The following is an 18,295-nucleotide window of genomic DNA, read 5'->3' on the forward strand; positions in this document are numbered from 1 at the left end:
TGCAAATCTTGGATTGGTATCATGGCAAAAAGAATCACCATAGTACTTGATGATGAGATAGTAAAGAAACTGCGCAAGATTCAGGCAAAAAAGATTCAAGATTCATCTAAAGCAGTAAGCTTTTCATCAATCATAGCAGAGTATCTCAAAAAATCAGTCTAGTACCACAGATCAAGGTTATGCTTCATGTTTCTGACGATTTTTGGTTTTTCCAAAATCTTTGCATCACATGAAAACCCGACGGATATGATCTCGTGGTTCGTGTATCGTTCAAAGAACTGATGCAGATCCCAGCAGGGATAAAAATAATGAAAGTGGAGCACTTTTGGGATGTCACTGTGGTCGGCAAGACTTACTATCCTGTATGGCAAGAACTCTATCTTTGTGAGACAGCAATCACATACTGGCATGTCTTCATCTTCTATGTGCTTCACATATCATGATACTCTCATTTGAGATAAAACATTTAATCAACACTTTAGCTCACTTGTTAACAAGGAACATGGGTGAAAAAGAACTAGACTTGTTATCTAGCATATCAAGTGGGCCTCGACTTGAAATACTGCAAATGCTTAGACCTGCAGAACTAAAATCAAGTCAGATTGCAAAAAATATGCAAACATCAATTCAGGCAATTACAAGACATCTTGATAGATTATCTGAATCAAAACTAATTGAAAAAACAGTCACTGGAACATACAGACTTACTCCAATAGCTGATGTCTTGATGCTGCAAATTCCTCTTTTTGAATTTCTTGAAAACAACAAAGAATTTTTTTCAACACATGACTTTTCAGGAATCCCACCACATCTTGTCTCAAGACTAGGAGATTTGACAAACTGCGAGTACGAAGGAGATGTAATGAAATCAATGCAGAGGGCACGTGATGTGTGCGCCAATGCAAAAAAATCACTTGTAGGTGCAACATTTACTGTCCCCTTGGAATTATACGATGTAGTATTAGAAAATCTCAAACAAGGAGGATACAGCAAACTAGTCTATGGAAAAAACACCATAGTCTCAAAGGGCTTTTCTGAATATGGTCCGCGAAAAGAATACTTGAAGTATGCAGAGTCTGGTCAGGTAGAAGAAAAGATTGTAGAGAACATTCCAATATCTGTTGCAGTATCTGAAAATGAATGTCACATGCTTTTTGCAAACAAGGGACTGAGGATTCCTGACTGCAAGGGGGTTTTTTTTGGCAAGGACCCAAGAGCCATAGCCTGGTGCAGTGATTTAGTTGACTACTATTGGAGAATGCCTGCAATTGAGGGCTATGCATTAAAAGAACAATGATGCCAGACAAGGAGTTTCTCTCAAAGACTTTGGGGAACTTGTTTTTTGAAAAGATGAAGGGAATTGGCTTTGTTTATGAAAATTCTGACTATTTCTCAGAACACAGATTTCACGACATTCCTGAATCTCTTCGGATCAGAGTCGAGGCTTTTGCAGGATGTGATATTGTCAAAAGTGTCTGGCCTACAAACACACGCTTCAAGGAGATTACATCAGGCGCGTCTGAATTTTTAAACTGCATTTTTACCCAGCCCCCATTTTTGTTGGCAGACCTGATGTACCAAAAGAGTCAGGACTCTGTTGATCTCAAGATGCTCTTTGGGAAAAATAGCAGTATTCCTGAGTGCAATGACCTAGTTGACAAGTTAGAATTAAACAAGCCATCAAACTCTGAAATGTTTGAAAAGAGAATATGTGACAGAGTTGTCTCAAATGTAATTGTCTCTGATTCTGGTGCATGTCTTATGCTTGCAAACAATGAAGAAACTGACATGACTAATGCAGTTGTAGGATATGAGAAGAAGTTTATTCAGTGGTGCAATGACTTTTTTTACTTCAAGTGGATGCAGGGTGAGAACTTTGCAAGGCTTCGAGTGTAGTATTTCTCAGATTTTCATTTAATCAACCATGTTTGAAGTAACCGCATTTACATAATTTACAAAACCTGCGGAACTCAAAATAATTGCTCCAACAATCATAGACACGACTATTGTTTTAGTCATTAAAATAATGAAAGTATGAGTTTATTTAAAGATGATCTGTGTAAGAAATCAATTGTACAGATTCACTGTAATGGATAATGCACATCGCAAAACAAGACTACACCGTTTTGTAATGTCTTTGCAGTAATGGAATGTCCATCATGAATTCCTTTTCCACAAACATAGCATTCAACTGAAGAAACAGAAGAATGAGTCTGTTTTGAATACTGCATCTTTTGCAACAATGCTGAATTTTGTCTAACCCCCTGCATGAGTCAATAATACTACGATCCAGTATTTAATAAAGGTACCGTACTAGTACTGTATTCTACTTTTTTACCTCAAAATGAAAATTTCAGGCACAGATTACTCTCAAAAGAGAATAGGCCATCACTTTAAATAATAAACGTCAAGAGTTTTGTTTATGGGTGGACGTTTTTGGAAACTCTCAACCGCATGTAATACCCCTAGATTTATCTGAAAACCAATTTCAAATTTACAATAAAATCTCAAGAAATTATTCACATTCATTTCTCTTTGAATCACTTACGGGGCCGGAGGTCTTAGCAGAGACATCAGTCATGGGTTTTGACCCAAAAGTTATCATAAAAGGATACACAGATAGAGTAGAAGTCATAGAAAACGGAAAAACTGAAACGATAAAAACAGACGACCCATTTGATGAGCTAAAGAAACTCCTAGGAAAATCCACGGATCAAAGTTATCGATATCTTGGAGGAGCAGTAGGAGTTGTAAATTATGATGCAATCAGAACGGTAGAAGATATTCCAGATTCCCACAATGCACCGCAGCCATTAATGGAGTTTGGAATTTACGATGACGGAATTCTGTATGACAACTTGCACAAAAAATTATTTTATTTTTACCATGATGAAAATAGATTCGATAAATTGAAAATGAGCAAGGATGAATTTGGAGAATTTCATTCAAGTGAAGTCACTGCCAACATGAACAAAGAGCAGTTCTCAGAAATTGTCAACAAGGCAAAAAAGTACATTCATGATGGAGACATATTTCAGGTCGTGTTATCCAGAAAGTTTTCATTTGACATAAATGGAGACAACCTTGCACTATACAAAACACTACGCCAACTAAATCCTTCACCATACATGTATCATCTCAAGCAAGATAACAAAACAATCATAGGAGCATCACCTGAAATGCTTGTTCGAATCACAAATGACAGAGTAGAAACATTTCCTATTGCAGGAACTAGAAAAATCACAGGCGATGAAGAAAAAAATAAGCAGTTAGCAGAAGAATTACTTCACGACGAAAAAGAATTAGCAGAACACACTATGCTTGTGGATTTAGGCAGAAATGACATTGGAAGAGTTTGCAAGTACGGAACTGTGCATCCAGAATCACTGATGCAAATAAAGCGATTTAGTCATGTTCAACACATAGTTACGCATGTTGTAGGCCAATTAGCACCTGAAAACGACATGTTTGATGCGTTTAAGGCAGTATTTCCAGCAGGTACGGTGTCAGGTGCCCCAAAGGTTAGAGCTATGGAAATAATCGACGAATTAGAACCAGAGTCAAGAGGACCGTATGCAGGAGCAGTAGGGTATTTTTCATATAATGGATGCTGTGATTTTGCAATTGCAATCAGAAGTATTTTCATCAAAGACAACAAAGGGTTTGTGCAATCCGGTGCAGGAATTGTTTCAGATTCTGTTGCAGAAAACGAATTCAAAGAAACAGAACACAAGGCAGGAGCAATGCTGCAGGCCCTCAAGGAGGCAACAAAATGAAATTTCTGATTATCGATAATTACGATTCATTTGTGTACAACATTGCACAATACTTGGGAGAGTTGGGAGTTGATTGCGATGTCATTAGAAATGACAAGATCACGCTACAACAAATCAAAGATGCAAATTATGATGCAATAATAATTTCGCCAGGTCCAGGTACCCCAGAAGACAAGAAATACTTTGGAGTGTGTTCAGATGTAATAAAGCACATGGGTCCAACAAAACCAATACTAGGAGTATGTCTAGGACATCAGGGAATTATCGATGCGTTTGGAGGCAAGGTAACAAATGCAGGATGTGTCAGACATGGAAAGACAAGCCCTGTGAAACATACAGACTCCAAACTCTTCAAAGACGTAAAGAATCCATTTAGGGCTACACGGTATCACAGTTTAGTAGGTGATAAAACAGTAATTCCAGAAATTTTGGAAGTGACTGCAACTGCAGCAGATGACGGAGAAGTCATGGCAATAAGACACAAGGAATTTCTTATCGAAGGAGTTCAATTCCATCCCGAATCAATCATGACTGAAGACGGGAAAAAGATTTTAGCAAATTTCATAGAACAGGTGAAAAAAAAGAAATGATTTCAGATTTAATTTCAAAACTGCAAGAAAAGACAGACCTCACATATGACGAGATAAACGGAATAATGGCAGAGATGCTTTCAGGTAAAACAAATGATCAAGAAAATGCAGATTTTCTTTCACTTTTGGCAGACAAAGGAGAAACAGATGATGAGTTGTTAGGCATGCTAGATAAAATGCAAGAATTTTCCCTCAAAGTTGAGCCTAAAAACAAAGGGACTGTGATAGACATGTGCGGTACAGGAGGAGACAAGCTTCAGACGTTTAATGTCTCAACTACAGCATCATTTGTTGTTGCAGCAGCTGGTGGAATTGTTGCAAAACACGGAAACCGTTCAAGTTCCGGAGTATCAGGCTCAGCAGACATCTTTGAGTATTTCGGATATGATCTAAATGCAGAGCCATCCCAGATTGCAGACATATTGGAAAAACACAACATCTGTTTCATGTTTGCACAAAAATTTCATCCTGCAATGAGGCATGTTTCAACTGCTAGAAAGCGACTTGGAAAAAGAACTGCATTTAATTTACTAGGACCGTTATCAAATCCAGCAGGAGTAAAAAATCAACTAGTGGGAGTGTTCTCAACAGAATATCTAGACAGACTTCCAATGATCCTAAAAAGAAAAGGAGCTGAAAACGTCATGACAGTACGTTCAGATGACGGCATGGATGAATTTTCAACCAGCTCCACAAACAGAGTGTGTGTTTTACGAAACGACAAGGTATTGATGAATGCAATAGATCCAGAAGTTATAGGATTGCACAAGTCAAAGCTAGAAGATATTCAGATTAAAACAAGAGAGGAAGCAATAAAGTCATTTGTAGATGTTTTAAATAACAGAGCAAACCAAGCAATGATTGAGACAACAGCACTAAATGCGGCGGGAGGATTAATTGTTGCAAACATTTCTAAGAACTTTGAAGAAGCTGTAGAAACTGCGTTAAATACAATTAAAGACGGGAAAGCCTTTTCATTATTAGAGAAATTTATACAAGATACAGGAGACATGTCAAAACTAAGGGAGATAATAGATGGCTGAAAACATTTTGAGAAAACTAGTAAACAATTCTCAGGCAGCAATTGATGATGGCACGTATGATGTGCAATGTGACTTGCAAAAATCAAACAAAGATTTCATTCAGATAATTAGAACAAATGCCCATGCCACTTTGCTAACTGAGGTAAAATTTTCATCGCCATCACTTGGAAAAATTCGTACATTAACGGATCCTGTAAGCATTGCAAGTCAGATGATTGCAGGGGGAGCACGTGCGTTGTCTGTGTTGACACAGCCTCATTTGTTTAATGGTTCGCCAGAGTATTTCATGAAAGTCAGGCAGGCAGTAGATGTTCCATTGCTCATGAAAGACATCATGATTGACAAGATACAGATTGATGCAGCAAAAAAGATAGGGGCTGATTACATGCTAGTAATCCAATCACTGTTTGACCAAGGATTCCTCAAAGACATAGACGAGTTTATTGGGTATGGGCATAAACAAGGATTGGAGATTTTATTAGAAGTTCATACAAAACAAGAGTTTGAAAATGCTCTAAAAACAGAAGCAGATCTCATAGGAATCAACAACAGGAATTTAGACACATTAGAGATTGATTTGAAGACAACAGAAAAGGTTCTTGAAGGGTATGAAAAAACCAGACCGATCTTAAGTGAAAGCGGAATAGAAACTCCAGAAGACATTCAATATCTTAGAAAATGCGGAGCAGATGCTTTCTTAATAGGGTCCAGCATAATGAAAAGCGATAATATCGAAGAGCAGGTTAGAAATTTGGTGAACGCATATTGAAATATCCTAAAGACGGCAGATTTGGAGAATTTGGTGGAAAATACATACCAGAAACGCTGGTTCCCGCAATTGAAGAACTAGAAGAAAATTATCTTAAATTCAAAAATGATAAGAATTTCAAAAAAGAGTTAGATTACTATCTAAAACAATATGCAGGAAGGCCAACACCACTGTATTATGCCAAGAATTTATCTGAAAAAATAGGCGGTGCAAAAATCTACCTAAAAAGAGAAGATCTGTTACACGGAGGAGCCCACAAAATCAACAACACATTAGGCCAGGCATTGCTTGCAAAAAAAATGAACAAAAAAAGAATCATTGCAGAAACAGGAGCAGGTCAACACGGAGTTGCAACTGCGATGGCATGTGCTGCATTAGGAATGAAATCTGAAGTATACATGGGTTACAAAGACACCATTCGACAAAAGCTGAATGTTTTCAGAATGAATCTTTTAGGTTCAAAAGTCCATCCAGTAAAATCAGGCTCAAAAACACTCAAGGACGCAATTAATGAGGCAATTCGAGATTGGATTACAAACGTAGAAACAACATACTATTTGCTTGGCTCTGCAGTAGGACCACACCCGTATCCGGTAATGGTAAGAGACTTTCAAAGTGTGATAGGAGAGGAAATAAAATCACAAATGAAAAAAATAAACAGCAAGACGCCGGATAGTGTTATCGCCTGTGTTGGAGGAGGATCCAATGCAATAGGAACATTCTATCCGTTAGTAGATACAAACGCAGAGATAATAGGAGTTGAAGCTGCAGGTCACGGATTAAAGTCAAAATTACATTCAGCAACATTGTCTGCTGGAAGCAAAGGAGTGCTTCATGGAATGATGACGTATTTGCTACAAGACAAAGAGGGACAGATTACAGAAACACATAGCATTTCAGCAGGTTTAGACTATCCAGGAGTTGGACCTGAGCATTCTTATCTAAAAGACACTAAACGTGTAAAATACCACTCTGCAACAGACACCGAAGTGATTGATGCATTCTTGCTTCTAACAAGAACAGAGGGAATCATCCCTGCACTAGAATCAGCTCATGCAATTTCAGAAGCTGTCAAAGTCGCAAGAAAAGGAAAGAAATCAGAAACAGTAGTAGTCACATTATCTGGCAGAGGAGACAAGGACGTCGAAGAAGTACAAAACTATTTGAATAAAAATGTCAAGGATTAATGAAAAATTTTCAGAGCTTGATGCCAAGAGCGAAAAGGCATTGATTGCATACATTATGGTAGGATTTCCAAATGAAAAGGCAACAATGTCAACCATAAGAGGACTGATCAAGGGAGGCGTAGACATAATCGAATTAGGATTTCCATTCTCAGATCCACTTGCAGATGGCCCTGTAATTCAAAATGCAAGTACAGTTTCATTAGAAAAAGGAACTAAAATTGATAAATTCTTTTCACTGGTGAAAAAGATCAGAAAAGAAACAGACATCCCACTAATCCTAATGACATACACTAACATTCTATACAACAAAGGATATTCAAAGTTCATTAAAGAAGCAAAAAATGCAGGAATTGATGGGGTTATTCTGCCAGATATGTCTATCGAGGAATCAAAAGAATATCTGTCTGCCGCAAAAAATAATGCAGACACAATATTTCTCATATCACCAAACACTAGTAAGAAAAGAATTCAGAATATTGCAAAGGCATCATCAGGGTTCTTGTATTTGGTAGCAGTTTTTGGCACTACGGGTGTAAAGTCAGGAATCAAAGAATACACACTAAAGGCAATCAAAGACGTCAAGAAATTAACCAAAGGGAAAATTCCAATTGGAGTGGGATTTGGGGTTTCAACCCCAGAAGATGTAAAAAGATATGTCAAGACAGGGGCTGATGCAGTGATTGTAGGAAGTGCATTTTTAAAACTAATTGAAAAAACTCCACAAGCAAAACTAGAATCAAAAATCACATCATTTACAAAATCACTCAAGAAACAGACAATTCTATAACAAACAGGCTTTAACTGCTATCTACAGCACATCGGTTTGGACCAATTTCCAAGTCAGGAATTTCAGTAATGTTTAATGGAACTTCCCCTTTGTTTATTGCAATTATTTTTCTATAATTCATAGGCCTTGGAACAGTTATTGCAACTACCTTGTTGATAAATTCTTGTTTTGCAAGGTCAAGCCAAGGTAATTTTTTTGATTTTTCTATCGTAGAGTAAAAGGCGCCATCTGTGTCCAGGACTCCTTCACCATGATGAGTTGGAAACACCAGACATTGTTCAGAAAGAGAAAGCAGTTTGTCATGCAGTGTGGCGTATAATTTTTCTGCAAATTCTTCAGCTTGATCTCGCAGATCAGGCCTACCGATTGATTCAACAAATAAGATATCTCCTGTAAATACAAATTTGTCATCAACAAGATAGCTTAAACTTCCAGGAGTGTGACCAGGAGTGTGTATGATTTTGAGGGTTGCATTTCCAAATGAAATTTCATCATCATCGCCAACAAAATTTGCATCAACTTCATATCCTTCATATTTTGAAAAATATAATTTTGCATTTGCATGTTTTGCAAGATTTCTGGCAGCTGAAACATGATCTGCATGCTGATGTGTGTCAAATACTCGTGTTATTTTGAATCCATGTTCTTTAGCGACATCAGAATATTTTTCAAAAGGATAAAGAGGATCAATTACTATTGCATCACCATTTGACACTACAATATAAGATAGACATCCTTTGCCGATTTTTTGAACTTGAATTACTTTTGTAGGTCCATCCACAACAGTTACAGGCTTTAGGACTTGATTCCATCCTGCAAGTCCACCTTCAAGGGTTTTAGAAGAGATTCCTGCTTGCTCCAAGGCAAAGTTTGCAACCATTGCACGATTACCATGTGGACATATGGTTACAATTTCTTTGTCTTTTGGGATTTGCTCAAGTGTTTTTGTATCAAATATGGCATTTAGAGGAATATTTACACTTCCAGGGATTTTGTATTCGGAGAACTCATCAGCGTTTCTCACATCAAGTAAAAAAACATCATCAAGGTTTTCATACAATGCATCAGGGGAAATTGTTTTGCCAGTTCTGCCTTTTACTGTTTTACCACTCCAAGAAGAGAACCCACCTTGCAGATAATGAGCATCTAGACCAAATGAGACCATCATTTCTGCAATTTCTTTTGAAAAATCATCAGGTTCTGATATCAGAACAATTTTTGTGTCTTTTGGAATATTTGGCATGATTTTTTCTTTTGCATCTGTATCACATACAGCATGAACAGAACCTTCTACATGCGATTCTTCAAAATCATCTCTCAATCTGAGATCAAATAACAGTAAAGGAACATGGTCTGCAATATTTTTGGTTAGTTCTTCAGAAGATATGCTCAAATCATCCAAATTTTTCACAGAATTTGCTTATCAATCATTCCAAATAAAACTTGAGGACCACATTCAAAAATAGAAGGGATGAAAATAAATTAGAATAAGGCCAACCACGCTTATGGCAGAAAAAATTTCCGCTGAAAGCCTAAGAGCGCAAAAGGCAAACTTTGTAGTCATAGATGTAAGAGAAGCAGACGAATTAGAACTAGGAAAAATAGAAGGAGCAATACACATGCCTTTAGGATTGGCAATCAGAAATGCAAAGAAAAAACAAATCGAAGATCTTAGAGGCAAAAAAATTTGTACGTATTGTGGAACCGGGTATAGAGGAAATATTGCAGCTGACGAACTTGCAAAGGAAGGGTTTGATGCAGTAACATTAGAAGGCGGATACCCATCATGGAAGCAAGAATAAATTAACCATCAGGTTTTTATCCATGATCAATTTCTTGTCCTTGCCGTCAAAAGGTTTGTAGGCACAACCTAGTTGGGTAATTCCATACGGAAAGAAAAACCTTCATCGACATCTACAATAACTAGAAAAACAGGTTAGCAAAGATCACTATCAATCCATAGTTCTCAGCTGTTTTTCAGTATCGCGGATAAAATCCTCATATTTCATTATCTGAGTAGTAAGACGAAATGAATTCATCTGATCCTCGTTATCTTTTGAGCCCAAAAATTTTTTTCGCATTGACATTAATTTTTGCTGTTCCTCATTTGCCTTGAGAATATCATTTTTTAGATCTTCTCTAGTTGCCATGAATACTATACATCATTTTTGAACTTAAGAATTTCTTTTCATACTGTGATTTTTTTAAATTCAGTTAATTTTTTTATATGCTGAAAATCAACATCAAACTTTGCTTTTTCCTTAAAAGATGCATCCAATTGTATGACGTCAGATAAGAGACCTAAACCTTCATCGAATCTACCCGATTTGACAAGAGACGAAGCCTTGTTGTATAGAGCAGTGGTGTTGTTTGGTTTTGAATCTAAAACCATGTCAAAACACCTTATTGCAACATCGCATTCTCCAACATAATGATGAGCTAATCCTTTGTTCAGATAAGCTAGCAAGTTTCCAGAATCTTGTTGTATCACAGCATCATAGCAATCAATTGTGTTTTCGTATTTCCCAAGCTTGCCCAAAACATGTCCTTTTTTTAGCAACGCTTCTTTGTGGGTAGGTTCTTGAAATAGAACCTTTTCATAAAGCACTAATGCTTCTTTTGGATTTCCCAAATTTAATAAGATTTGAGCATTTTTCAAAAGAAGCTCAATAGATTCAGACACAATACAAATTATCAAAGTTATTTTATGAGATTTGCGGTTGTCTTACATGTTCTAATTTTTAAAATTACATATAGGAACATAAAAGAGATACACACATGAGCATATTAGAAAAAACAATTTTAGAGTTTGTAAAAAACAGAGGTCAACAAAATGAAACTACAACCTCACGTCATATTCATAGAAGATTTGACATACCAATAGAGAAAGCTGAAGAAATACTTACAAAATTGTCTGAAAAAAACATAATCAAAAAAATTTTTGATGAAGAATACCAAGAATACAGATTCATGTTAAAAGAATAATTTCCCGATTTAGGGAATTTTTCAGAATTGTTTGTAATCATTAGAAATGACATTTTCTTAAATCATATTCTGACAAGAGTAATTATGAAAACATCGTTTGATAACGACAGTAGATCAGAGATTGACGAGTCGCTAGAAGACATCTCACATTGTTACAATTGTTTGAGAAACGATAGCCTATGTAGTATTCATTCAGAAATGCTGAAAATAATTTTGTATAATGATATCATGAATTGGTTTGGAGAGATGCAAAAGACAAAATAATTCAAAAAAAATGAAAACACCGTCAAAGAATAGTGGCCGATTTTCTTTTGACTGCAATTGAGGGGAACTCTATTTCAGGCAAAGGCCACTATCTAGATGTTCTCAAGATATCATACTACAAAGATAAATAAAAAAATCTCGATATACAATCAAAACAAGTGTAAAAAATCTTTGAAAAATTTTAACAAGTGTTAAGATTTAAAATCTAGGAAATTTAGATCGGGAAACCATTACTGCTGAAAGCACGCCAATGCCCAAAATAATCATTGTCAGTATTCCAAACTCAGGAATCACATGACTCCCCATTATCTTGATCTCTTTTGCACCAGGTTCAATTGGGATGATAAGTTTTGTACCGGTTTTTGTTACTTCAGTATCAAAGTCCGTTTGCATGCCATCAATCCAAACGGTGTTTGGATTTTCGATGAGTTCAGTAGGCAAGATTAGTGTAATCTGTTCATTTTGTGTTTCTCCTGTGATCAAAAAGGTCAGTGTACGTTCATCAGGCTCAACATCTACAGTTTGTTGAAGAGTACTATCTAAGATGTATTTTACTTCAAATCCCACACCAGTTTGACTAAATCCTGATGCAACACCTTTGATAGATTTTACACTGCCAGGATCTTTTACAACATGCACTACACCGTTCATCCAAGGATGAAGACTGCAAAAATAGTAAAAGTCACCTAATTCAGGAAATTGCTTTGTATAAAACTCACCTGCTGTAAAGAATCCACTATCAAACAAGTCATTTGGTTCTCCTTCACGGGTAACAGACGTAATGGTATGGAAAGCAGTGTCAGCATTTTCCCATGTAACAGAGTCACCTGGATGAATTGTAATTTCACCTGTTGTCACACCAGTGGTTTTTTCAGACCAAAAGTAAGGAGCATTTGGATCTGATGCGCCAGAGGGAATTTTAATCTCATAAGTTGTTGCAAATGCATCTACGCCAAGACCAACTGAAAAAAGAATAAAAAATGCAATTGGAAAATAACGAAGTTTCAACAAATTCCATACAAAGTGCAAGTATTTCAAATGATCGGCAAAACATACAAAAACCAGATACTCGTTTCATTAATGTGCAGACGAAGTTTATTTTTGTCACTGGCGGTGTCATGTCAGGCCTCGGAAAAGGCGTCACAACATCATCTATTGCAAAACTTTTACAATTGGCAGATCAAAAAGTTTCTTGTATCAAAATCGATCCATATCTAAACTATGACGCAGGAACTATGAATCCAGTAGCCCATGGCGAAGTTTTTGTCACGGACGATGGAGGTGAATGTGATATGGATATTGGAAATTACGAGAGATTCTTAAATCAAAATATTCCAAAAACACACAACATTACAACTGCTCAAGTTTATTCTTCGGTAATAGAAGCAGAGAGGAAGGGGGAGTACCTTGGTGCATGTGTCCAAATCATTCCCCATGTCACTGATGAAATAAAAAACAGGATTAGAGGGATAGCAGAAGATGAAAAGCTGGATTTTTTGATTGTAGAATGTGGTGGAACTGTAGGAGATATTGAATCTCTGCCATTTTTAGAAGCATTAAGACAAATGAGAGTAGAAGAAGGACCTGAAAACGTTCTATTTGTGCACGTTACACTGGCACCATCATTAGATGTGGTAGGGGAGCAAAAAACAAAACCAACACAGCATAGTGCTCAAGAGCTTAGGAGAATAGGTATCCAGCCTGACTTTTTGGCAGTAAGATGCACATTACCTCTAGAAGAAAAAACAAAGAAAAAGATTGCATTATTTACAAATGTTACAGTAAATGACGTATTATCATGTCATGATGTAAAATCGATATTTCAAGTTCCACAGATTTTGTATGATCAGGGAATTTTAGATTCTATTTTCAAGAAGTTTGGCATTGTAGGAATGGTTAACGCATCTGCAAATTGGGACAAGTGGAATAAAATCGCTGAATCAATGATTAATCATGAAGATCAAAAAGTCAGAATTGCAATGGTGGGAAAATATGTTACACTTCCAGATAGTTATGTAAGCGTAAATCACGCATTAAAACATGCAGGTGCAAAGCTTGGAAAATCAGTAAAAATTGATTGGATTGATTCTGAAACAATAACAGATTATGAGATTTTTTCAAAATATGACGGAATCTTAGTGCCAGGTGGATTTGGAACAAGAGGTTCTGAAGGAATAATCAAAACAGCAAATTATGCAAGGGAAAAAAACATCCCATACCTTGGAATATGTTTTGGATTTCAACTAGCTGCTATTGCATTTGGAAGAAACGTTTTGAATTTAGAAGATGCAAACTCTACAGAAATAAAAGAAGATGCAAAAAATCCGGTTGTGGATTTGTTACCAGAACAGAAAGAGCTTTCAGATATGGGTGGAACCCTAAGACTGGGAGCAAACGAGGTATTCATCAAACAAAACACAATTGCACATAAAATTTACAAGACAGACACTATCTCAAAGAGACATAGACACAGATATGAAATAAACCAGAAATACATTTCAGAGTTTGAAAGGAATGGAATGATATTTCCTGCAGACAGTGACAATGGAAAAAGAATGGAGATGTTGGAGATTCCAAGCCACAAGTTCTATCTAGGCGTACAGTTCCACCCAGAATTTAACAGTAGACCGGGCTTTCCTGAAGAGGCCTTTGAGGCATTTGTAAAAGCAGCATCAGAAAAATAAGAAATCTTGCAATTTAGATGAAAAATGATTATTGGTAAAACAGGACCAAATGAAAAAAGAATAAAAATCAATCTGGATATTAATTGTACAAATTGTAATTGCAAGGTACCAGGAGGAATTCAAGTATCCGAATCATATTATGAAACAGAGGAGTTTGAAAAAGAATTAGAACAATTCAAAAAAAACTATCTGTGTGGAAAATGCAGAGATGAAAAAAGAGTTGCAAAAAGATAAAATCACTTCATAAAGGCCAATGCCTTTATGATGTCAGTTTTACTAACAACACCGATAATATTTCCATGCCCGGATAGCACGCCAATACCGTTGATATGTTCATCTAGCATAGTTTTTCCAGCTTTTGCCAAGTCATCATCATAATCCACAGATACAATGTTTTTGCTCATTATTTCATGTGCTTTGGTACTGCCACCAAATCCCGTTTCAGACACAAAGCCCTTTCTAGGAAAAATTACAGATATTACAGGATCCGTATTGTCAAGAACATCTTCTTGTTCACCTAGTTTCAGTGCAAGGTTAAACAAATCTCTAAAAGTCACAATTCCTACGGGGTTTTCTTGATCATCACGTAGTATCACCCTAGATATTTTCTCATCAACCATTTTCTGCACAATCTTGTAAAGAGAAGTATCAGCATATTGCCAAGCATAGTAAGGCGACATGTATTCACCAACAGTTTTTTCACCAGAGTAAGATTTGGTAAAATATCGAACAAGATCAGTTTTTGTCAAAATACCAACAACCTCATCATTTGAAGAAACCACTAAAGAGCCAATTCCATTTTTTAGCATGATTTGTGCACATTCGTTAAGTTCTGTTTTCTCATCAACCGAAATAATTTTTTTAAAAATTTCAGACAGAGGTATTTCGTCTAATTTACGCTCGGATTTGTCAGTCAACAAAAAGAATCCTAGATCTTTTTCAGATACAATGCCAGTAATTTTTCCATTTTCAGTAACTAAAATTCTACTTTTTTTCTCATCAAGTATTTTTTTTAAAATATCAGCTAGTGTGGATTCATATTTTATAGTTCGAGGGGAATTTAGGATATCTTTTGCATATTTCATATGTTGACCATTACAGAGAGTTATAAAAAACACAGGATCATTTCCATGAATGAAAATCGTCAGAGTAAATCAAAGAATGATAGACATTGCATGAATTCATGCCAATGCCAATCATTTGTGCTTGGTGAGCAATCCTTACAAAATTTGTATTTAACAGAAATGGTCAATTCATTAGTTAGTCATTTATGCAATGAATAATGACGTGATTAATTTAATCATTAAAAAGGGGAAGATAAAAGTAATAGAGATTTAAAATTTGAAAGTAAAGCAAAAAATCGCATCCATTGTAATGGTACAGATCATTTTAATCATTGTTAGTTTTTTGGTGCTTGTATACATTGAAACAGAATGGCTTGATTTAGGAAATAGCATAGATTACGCAGGTCTGAATAGATTTTTGGCCCTAGGTTCTATAATGGAAATTCATCATGAGGAGAAGTATTTTGATGAAAAGGACAAGATGATCAATATGCTTGAAAAAAATATCCTCTTGATAAAAAATGGAGGCAAAATAAACGGCGAAAGCCTCAAAGAACTTCCAACAGAATTAGAAAAAGAATGGAATGAGGTTTATGAAAATTATTTAATTTTTAGAGAGAGTATTGAAAAACTAGACAGTACTAAATCGGAGCAAGAAAATATACATAGTGAAATAGAACAGAATGGAAAAGCAGTAATTCAAAGTTCAGATAAATTAGTAGAAGAGATTACAATATTTTTAGAAGGTAAAAACCAGTTATTAATCAGATTAGAGATAGCACTTTTGATAACAAACACAATTGTGCATATAATACTGGTAATCATAGTTTTTAGAATTTTCAATAAAGAAGCACTAGAAAAAATACAGTTAGAGAGATTTGCAACAATAGGCAAGATGGGTGCCAGCATTGCCCATGATTTAAGAAATCCACTAACAGTTATCAAAGGAAGTTTAGAAATGTTAAAAATAAAACAAAAAGAAGTGAATGAATTTCAGAAAGCACAGTTTGACAAGATAAGTAAAGCAGTTGATAAAATACAATATTTGACAAAAGATGTTCTAGATTTTTCAAAAACATCTTTAATGAAAAAAGAGGATGTTGAATTGTTAGAGATTCTCAATAACTCAATAAATGAAGTTGAGATTTCTGAACAGATTGAGGTCAAACTACCTAAAAATAATTACAAAATCAAAGTGGACAAGATCAAGATTCAAACGGTAATTACAAACCTGATTAAAAATGCAATCGATGCAATTGGAGAAAAAGGAGTGATAGAAATAGATTCAGAAGAAAGATATGATGACATAATGATTACAATTAAAGACACTGGAAAAGGCATTGATAGAAAAGATATTTCCAAAATTTTTGAGCCATTATATACAACAAAACAGTCAGGAACTGGATTAGGATTAGCAAATTGTAAAAGAATCATAGAAGAGCATGGAGGAAAGATAGGTGTAAAAATAAATCCTACAATGTTTATCATAATACTTCCAAAAAAATAGTCTATTTACCGTAGAATTTTTCTGTTATTTTCTTTAATTGTTCAGCAGAATAAGGTTTTTCAATTAATTCCAATACATTTTCTTTTTTTGCTTTTTCCCATTCTGAATAATCAGCATGAGCAGTCATCAAAACTACATTTGCATCATGAAACTGTTTTTTTAATTCAAAAAAGGTAGCATAGCCGTCCATCTTAGGCATTTTTACATCCAAAAATACCAATCCAGGTTTGAATTTTTTATATTTTGTGAGGGCATCAAGCCCATCATGTGCTTGAATTACATCATAGCCAAAGAACTCTAAAAAAGTGCAAGTAGTATCTAAAACAGCAATGTCATCATCAGCAACCAAAATTAATCCCTTACTCATAGCAATCACCAAAAAATACACTAAGTAAAAGAAACATCCTCCAAGATATTTGAACGCTCTTTGTAATATTTTTTTGCAGAATCAACATAATCCAAAAACCATTTTTCAATATTTTTTCTTTTTTTAAAAATTTGTTTTAGCATAAAGGAAGGCTTTCTCTTTTTTTCATGTTTTAAATTAGGAAAATATAACAAAGTGATATAAAACCAGAGCGAAATTAATTCGCCTATTTTAGTTTCATTTAAAGACTGAGAGAGTTGATTGGATTTAATATTGAAAAACATAATTAGTTCATAAAATTCAGAATTATCTATAGTCAACACATGAAGATTGTCAAACAGCAACCCCTTTCCAAGTAACGATAAATTGTAAACATTATCCCCAATTATTGATTTTAGTAAATCCCAGTTTCCAAAAACCAACGGAAGTACGACTGCATAATTTTTTGCCATTTTGTCAACCTCAAATTTTTCCAAATGAAGTCGATCAAGGCAATAGAGAATCCCAAACAGTGATAAGCGGTATTTGTTTCCAGGATTGCGTTTTGTAGATATGCTGTCAATTAGTACAAGTTTAAGACCCAATATACCATCAGAATGTCTCCCCCTATCAGTACGCCCAACAAGAAGTCTACGGTACTCTTTTTCTTTTGAACGAATTTTTTCAATATCGTTTGGGAATCTGATTTTTGCCATATCCCACGTAGTCATCGGGCCGTTTAATGCAAGGATCTTTAAAATTCGGTGTACGTTTTGTTGATGTTTTGTTCTATTTGCATAGTCACCATACAACCTATGAGCATTGGGTCTAATGTAGTACTTGTAGGTAAGAAGACTCGGCAATCTCTCTTCATTTAATATAACCATACCGCAAATGGGGTGATGTTCTTATATAAGAATTATTATTTACTCATTATAAGGAGATATGAAATGTCATCAAGAATAACCATCATGTTAGACAAAGATTTAGAAAAGAAGCTTAGAATCAAGCAATCCAAAATGATTCAAGATTCTGCTAAATCCATTAGTTTCTCACATGTAATTAATGAAGTGCTACGTTCCAGCATAAAAGGAACAAAATAATTTTTATTTTTTACGTTTAGGATTAGCTGTTTTTTTGTCATTTTTTGAGTCTTCAGTGTCATCAATGTTATTCTGAAATCCTTCTAGCAATTCCTCAGAGAGTCTATCAAAATGCATAGAAATGTACCATGAATTTGCATGAACCACGTAATATATAGGAAAAACTAGTAAAAAAAGATTTTATTAACAT

The 18,295-nt window shown here is 35.3% G+C and carries 26 protein-coding genes; 17 read left to right on the forward strand and 9 right to left on the reverse strand.

The genetic code is table 11. The annotated features are described in order from the left end of the window. The first annotated feature begins 21 nt into the window (after positions 1 to 21). The 4 genes from NsoK4_RS04705 (at position 22) to NsoK4_RS04720 (ending at position 1,896) form a co-directional block, all read left to right on the forward strand. Complete coding sequence (locus NsoK4_RS04705) at positions 22 to 162, forward strand: hypothetical protein (RefSeq protein ID WP_211688631.1); 141 nt, start codon at positions 22 to 24, stop codon at positions 160 to 162. Positions 163 to 254: 92 nt separating this feature from the next. Further along, on the forward strand, positions 255 to 443 hold the full coding sequence (locus NsoK4_RS04710; protein WP_211688633.1) for a hypothetical protein: 189 nt from the start codon (positions 255 to 257) through the stop codon (positions 441 to 443). 44 nt (positions 444 to 487) lie between these two features. Then, positions 488 to 1,297 (forward strand): winged helix-turn-helix domain-containing protein, encoded by an 810-nt coding sequence (locus NsoK4_RS04715; protein WP_249111177.1) that lies wholly within the window; start codon positions 488 to 490, stop codon positions 1,295 to 1,297. Then, positions 1,294 to 1,896: a transcriptional regulator-like protein gene (locus tag NsoK4_RS04720; RefSeq protein WP_211688635.1), complete on the forward strand. Its 603-nt coding sequence runs from the start codon at positions 1,294 to 1,296 to the stop codon at positions 1,894 to 1,896. The genes NsoK4_RS04715 and NsoK4_RS04720 overlap by 4 nt, the downstream gene beginning before the upstream one ends. A 185-nt stretch (positions 1,897 to 2,081) precedes the next feature. Here NsoK4_RS04720 and NsoK4_RS04725 read toward each other — a convergent pair whose 3' ends face one another. Then, positions 2,082 to 2,270 (reverse strand): hypothetical protein, encoded by a 189-nt coding sequence (locus NsoK4_RS04725; RefSeq protein ID WP_211688638.1) that lies wholly within the window; start codon positions 2,268 to 2,270, stop codon positions 2,082 to 2,084. Between the two features lie 156 nt (positions 2,271 to 2,426). Here NsoK4_RS04725 and NsoK4_RS04730 point away from each other — a divergent pair, with 156 nt between their 5' ends. The 6 genes from NsoK4_RS04730 to trpA are packed head-to-tail and all read left to right on the forward strand — an operon-like array spanning position 2,427 to position 8,152. Next, positions 2,427 to 3,776 (forward strand): anthranilate synthase component I family protein, encoded by a 1,350-nt coding sequence (locus tag NsoK4_RS04730; RefSeq protein ID WP_211688640.1) that lies wholly within the window; start codon positions 2,427 to 2,429, stop codon positions 3,774 to 3,776. Continuing rightward, complete coding sequence (locus tag NsoK4_RS04735; protein WP_211688642.1) at positions 3,773 to 4,366, forward strand: aminodeoxychorismate/anthranilate synthase component II; 594 nt, start codon at positions 3,773 to 3,775, stop codon at positions 4,364 to 4,366. Before NsoK4_RS04730 ends, NsoK4_RS04735 begins: the two co-directional genes overlap by 4 nt. Then, positions 4,363 to 5,409, forward strand: coding sequence for an anthranilate phosphoribosyltransferase (gene trpD / locus NsoK4_RS04740; RefSeq protein WP_211688644.1), 1,047 nt, complete (start codon positions 4,363 to 4,365; stop codon positions 5,407 to 5,409). The genes NsoK4_RS04735 and trpD overlap by 4 nt, the downstream gene beginning before the upstream one ends. Further along, positions 5,402 to 6,178 (forward strand): indole-3-glycerol-phosphate synthase, encoded by a 777-nt coding sequence (locus NsoK4_RS04745; protein WP_211688646.1) that lies wholly within the window; start codon positions 5,402 to 5,404, stop codon positions 6,176 to 6,178. Before trpD ends, NsoK4_RS04745 begins: the two co-directional genes overlap by 8 nt. Continuing rightward, positions 6,175 to 7,365 carry a tryptophan synthase subunit beta gene (trpB, locus tag NsoK4_RS04750; protein ID WP_211688649.1) on the forward strand — a complete coding sequence of 397 codons (1,191 nt, stop codon included), beginning with the start codon at positions 6,175 to 6,177 and terminating at the stop codon, positions 7,363 to 7,365. The genes NsoK4_RS04745 and trpB overlap by 4 nt, the downstream gene beginning before the upstream one ends. Further along, a complete protein-coding gene (gene trpA, locus NsoK4_RS04755; protein WP_211688651.1) occupies positions 7,352 to 8,152 on the forward strand; it encodes a tryptophan synthase subunit alpha in 801 nt (266 codons plus the stop codon). Before trpB ends, trpA begins: the two co-directional genes overlap by 14 nt. Positions 8,153 to 8,162: 10 nt before the next feature. On the opposite strand, the gene NsoK4_RS04760 is transcribed toward trpA, so the two are convergent. After that, entirely contained in the window at positions 8,163 to 9,563 is a 1,401-nt protein-coding gene (locus NsoK4_RS04760; protein WP_249111179.1) for a rhodanese-like domain-containing protein, read from the reverse strand. 94 nt (positions 9,564 to 9,657) lie between these two features. Here NsoK4_RS04760 and NsoK4_RS04765 point away from each other — a divergent pair, with 94 nt between their 5' ends. Next, positions 9,658 to 9,954: a rhodanese-like domain-containing protein gene (locus NsoK4_RS04765; RefSeq protein ID WP_211688653.1), complete on the forward strand. Its 297-nt coding sequence runs from the start codon at positions 9,658 to 9,660 to the stop codon at positions 9,952 to 9,954. A 150-nt stretch (positions 9,955 to 10,104) separates the two neighbouring features. Here the strand turns inward: NsoK4_RS04765 and NsoK4_RS04770 are convergent, their stop codons facing one another. Next, positions 10,105 to 10,302 (reverse strand): hypothetical protein, encoded by a 198-nt coding sequence (locus NsoK4_RS04770; RefSeq protein WP_211688655.1) that lies wholly within the window; start codon positions 10,300 to 10,302, stop codon positions 10,105 to 10,107. Between the two features lie 38 nt (positions 10,303 to 10,340). Continuing rightward, positions 10,341 to 10,835 (reverse strand): tetratricopeptide repeat protein, encoded by a 495-nt coding sequence (locus NsoK4_RS04775; RefSeq protein ID WP_211688657.1) that lies wholly within the window; start codon positions 10,833 to 10,835, stop codon positions 10,341 to 10,343. 95 nt (positions 10,836 to 10,930) lie between these two features. On the opposite strand from NsoK4_RS04775, the gene NsoK4_RS04780 reads away from it, so the two are divergent. Continuing rightward, positions 10,931 to 11,137 carry a hypothetical protein gene (locus NsoK4_RS04780; RefSeq protein WP_211688659.1) on the forward strand — a complete coding sequence of 69 codons (207 nt, stop codon included), beginning with the start codon at positions 10,931 to 10,933 and terminating at the stop codon, positions 11,135 to 11,137. Positions 11,138 to 11,221: 84 nt separating this feature from the next. Then, positions 11,222 to 11,401 carry a hypothetical protein gene (locus NsoK4_RS04785; RefSeq protein WP_211688661.1) on the forward strand — a complete coding sequence of 60 codons (180 nt, stop codon included), beginning with the start codon at positions 11,222 to 11,224 and terminating at the stop codon, positions 11,399 to 11,401. A 198-nt stretch (positions 11,402 to 11,599) separates the two neighbouring features. Here NsoK4_RS04785 and NsoK4_RS04790 read toward each other — a convergent pair whose 3' ends face one another. Beyond that, complete coding sequence (locus tag NsoK4_RS04790; protein WP_249111181.1) at positions 11,600 to 12,409, reverse strand: PEFG-CTERM sorting domain-containing protein; 810 nt, start codon at positions 12,407 to 12,409, stop codon at positions 11,600 to 11,602. Between the two features lie 74 nt (positions 12,410 to 12,483). Here NsoK4_RS04790 and pyrG point away from each other — a divergent pair, with 74 nt between their 5' ends. Next, positions 12,484 to 14,085, forward strand: coding sequence for a glutamine hydrolyzing CTP synthase (pyrG, locus tag NsoK4_RS04795; RefSeq protein ID WP_211688927.1), 1,602 nt, complete (start codon positions 12,484 to 12,486; stop codon positions 14,083 to 14,085). Between the two features lie 24 nt (positions 14,086 to 14,109). Continuing rightward, positions 14,110 to 14,319, forward strand: coding sequence for a hypothetical protein (locus tag NsoK4_RS04800; RefSeq protein ID WP_211688664.1), 210 nt, complete (start codon positions 14,110 to 14,112; stop codon positions 14,317 to 14,319). A gap of 2 nt (positions 14,320 to 14,321) precedes the next feature. Here the strand turns inward: NsoK4_RS04800 and NsoK4_RS04805 are convergent, their stop codons facing one another. Beyond that, positions 14,322 to 15,170: a CBS domain-containing protein gene (locus NsoK4_RS04805; RefSeq protein ID WP_211688665.1), complete on the reverse strand. Its 849-nt coding sequence runs from the start codon at positions 15,168 to 15,170 to the stop codon at positions 14,322 to 14,324. A gap of 256 nt (positions 15,171 to 15,426) precedes the next feature. Between NsoK4_RS04805 and NsoK4_RS04810 the strand changes: the two genes are divergently transcribed. Further along, positions 15,427 to 16,656, forward strand: coding sequence for a PAS domain-containing sensor histidine kinase (locus NsoK4_RS04810; protein ID WP_211688667.1), 1,230 nt, complete (start codon positions 15,427 to 15,429; stop codon positions 16,654 to 16,656). A 1-nt stretch (position 16,657) separates the two neighbouring features. On the opposite strand, the gene NsoK4_RS04815 is transcribed toward NsoK4_RS04810, so the two are convergent. Then, complete coding sequence (locus NsoK4_RS04815; RefSeq protein WP_211688669.1) at positions 16,658 to 17,023, reverse strand: response regulator; 366 nt, start codon at positions 17,021 to 17,023, stop codon at positions 16,658 to 16,660. A 20-nt stretch (positions 17,024 to 17,043) separates the two neighbouring features. Continuing rightward, complete coding sequence (locus NsoK4_RS04820; RefSeq protein WP_211688671.1) at positions 17,044 to 17,889, reverse strand: hypothetical protein; 846 nt, start codon at positions 17,887 to 17,889, stop codon at positions 17,044 to 17,046. Between the two features lie 63 nt (positions 17,890 to 17,952). Here NsoK4_RS04820 and NsoK4_RS04825 point away from each other — a divergent pair, with 63 nt between their 5' ends. Then, positions 17,953 to 18,105, forward strand: a complete 153-nt coding sequence (locus NsoK4_RS04825; protein ID WP_211688673.1) for a hypothetical protein — start codon at positions 17,953 to 17,955, stop codon at positions 18,103 to 18,105. 3 nt (positions 18,106 to 18,108) lie between these two features. On the opposite strand, the gene NsoK4_RS04830 is transcribed toward NsoK4_RS04825, so the two are convergent. Continuing rightward, positions 18,109 to 18,252, reverse strand: a complete 144-nt coding sequence (locus NsoK4_RS04830; protein WP_211688675.1) for a hypothetical protein — start codon at positions 18,250 to 18,252, stop codon at positions 18,109 to 18,111. Positions 18,253 to 18,295: the final 43 nt, after the last annotated feature.

The sequence above is a fragment of the Nitrosopumilus sp. K4 genome, from assembly GCF_018128925.1.
In the GTDB taxonomy this organism is placed as follows: domain Archaea; phylum Thermoproteota; class Nitrososphaeria; order Nitrososphaerales; family Nitrosopumilaceae; genus HKST03.

Excerpts from the sequence above, each read along its gene's own strand:
- NsoK4_RS04705 (WP_211688631.1), top strand. The coding sequence starts at position 22 with ATGGCAAAAAGAATCACCATAGTACTTGATGATGAGATAGTAAAGAAA.
- NsoK4_RS04720 (WP_211688635.1), top strand. The coding sequence starts at position 1,294 with ATGATGCCAGACAAGGAGTTTCTCTCAAAGACTTTGGGGAACTTGTTT.
- NsoK4_RS04725 (WP_211688638.1), bottom strand. The coding sequence starts at position 2,270 with ATGCAGGGGGTTAGACAAAATTCAGCATTGTTGCAAAAGATGCAGTAT.
- NsoK4_RS04735 (WP_211688642.1), top strand. The coding sequence starts at position 3,773 with ATGAAATTTCTGATTATCGATAATTACGATTCATTTGTGTACAACATT.
- trpD (WP_211688644.1), top strand. The coding sequence starts at position 4,363 with ATGATTTCAGATTTAATTTCAAAACTGCAAGAAAAGACAGACCTCACA.
- NsoK4_RS04745 (WP_211688646.1), top strand. The coding sequence starts at position 5,402 with ATGGCTGAAAACATTTTGAGAAAACTAGTAAACAATTCTCAGGCAGCA.
- trpA (WP_211688651.1), top strand. The coding sequence starts at position 7,352 with ATGTCAAGGATTAATGAAAAATTTTCAGAGCTTGATGCCAAGAGCGAA.
- NsoK4_RS04765 (WP_211688653.1), top strand. The coding sequence starts at position 9,658 with ATGGCAGAAAAAATTTCCGCTGAAAGCCTAAGAGCGCAAAAGGCAAAC.
- NsoK4_RS04770 (WP_211688655.1), bottom strand. The coding sequence starts at position 10,302 with ATGGCAACTAGAGAAGATCTAAAAAATGATATTCTCAAGGCAAATGAG.
- NsoK4_RS04780 (WP_211688659.1), top strand. The coding sequence starts at position 10,931 with ATGAGCATATTAGAAAAAACAATTTTAGAGTTTGTAAAAAACAGAGGT.
- NsoK4_RS04785 (WP_211688661.1), top strand. The coding sequence starts at position 11,222 with ATGAAAACATCGTTTGATAACGACAGTAGATCAGAGATTGACGAGTCG.
- NsoK4_RS04800 (WP_211688664.1), top strand. The coding sequence starts at position 14,110 with ATGATTATTGGTAAAACAGGACCAAATGAAAAAAGAATAAAAATCAAT.
- NsoK4_RS04805 (WP_211688665.1), bottom strand. The coding sequence starts at position 15,170 with ATGAAATATGCAAAAGATATCCTAAATTCCCCTCGAACTATAAAATAT.
- NsoK4_RS04815 (WP_211688669.1), bottom strand. The coding sequence starts at position 17,023 with ATGAGTAAGGGATTAATTTTGGTTGCTGATGATGACATTGCTGTTTTA.
- NsoK4_RS04820 (WP_211688671.1), bottom strand. The coding sequence starts at position 17,889 with ATGGTTATATTAAATGAAGAGAGATTGCCGAGTCTTCTTACCTACAAG.
- NsoK4_RS04825 (WP_211688673.1), top strand. The coding sequence starts at position 17,953 with ATGTCATCAAGAATAACCATCATGTTAGACAAAGATTTAGAAAAGAAG.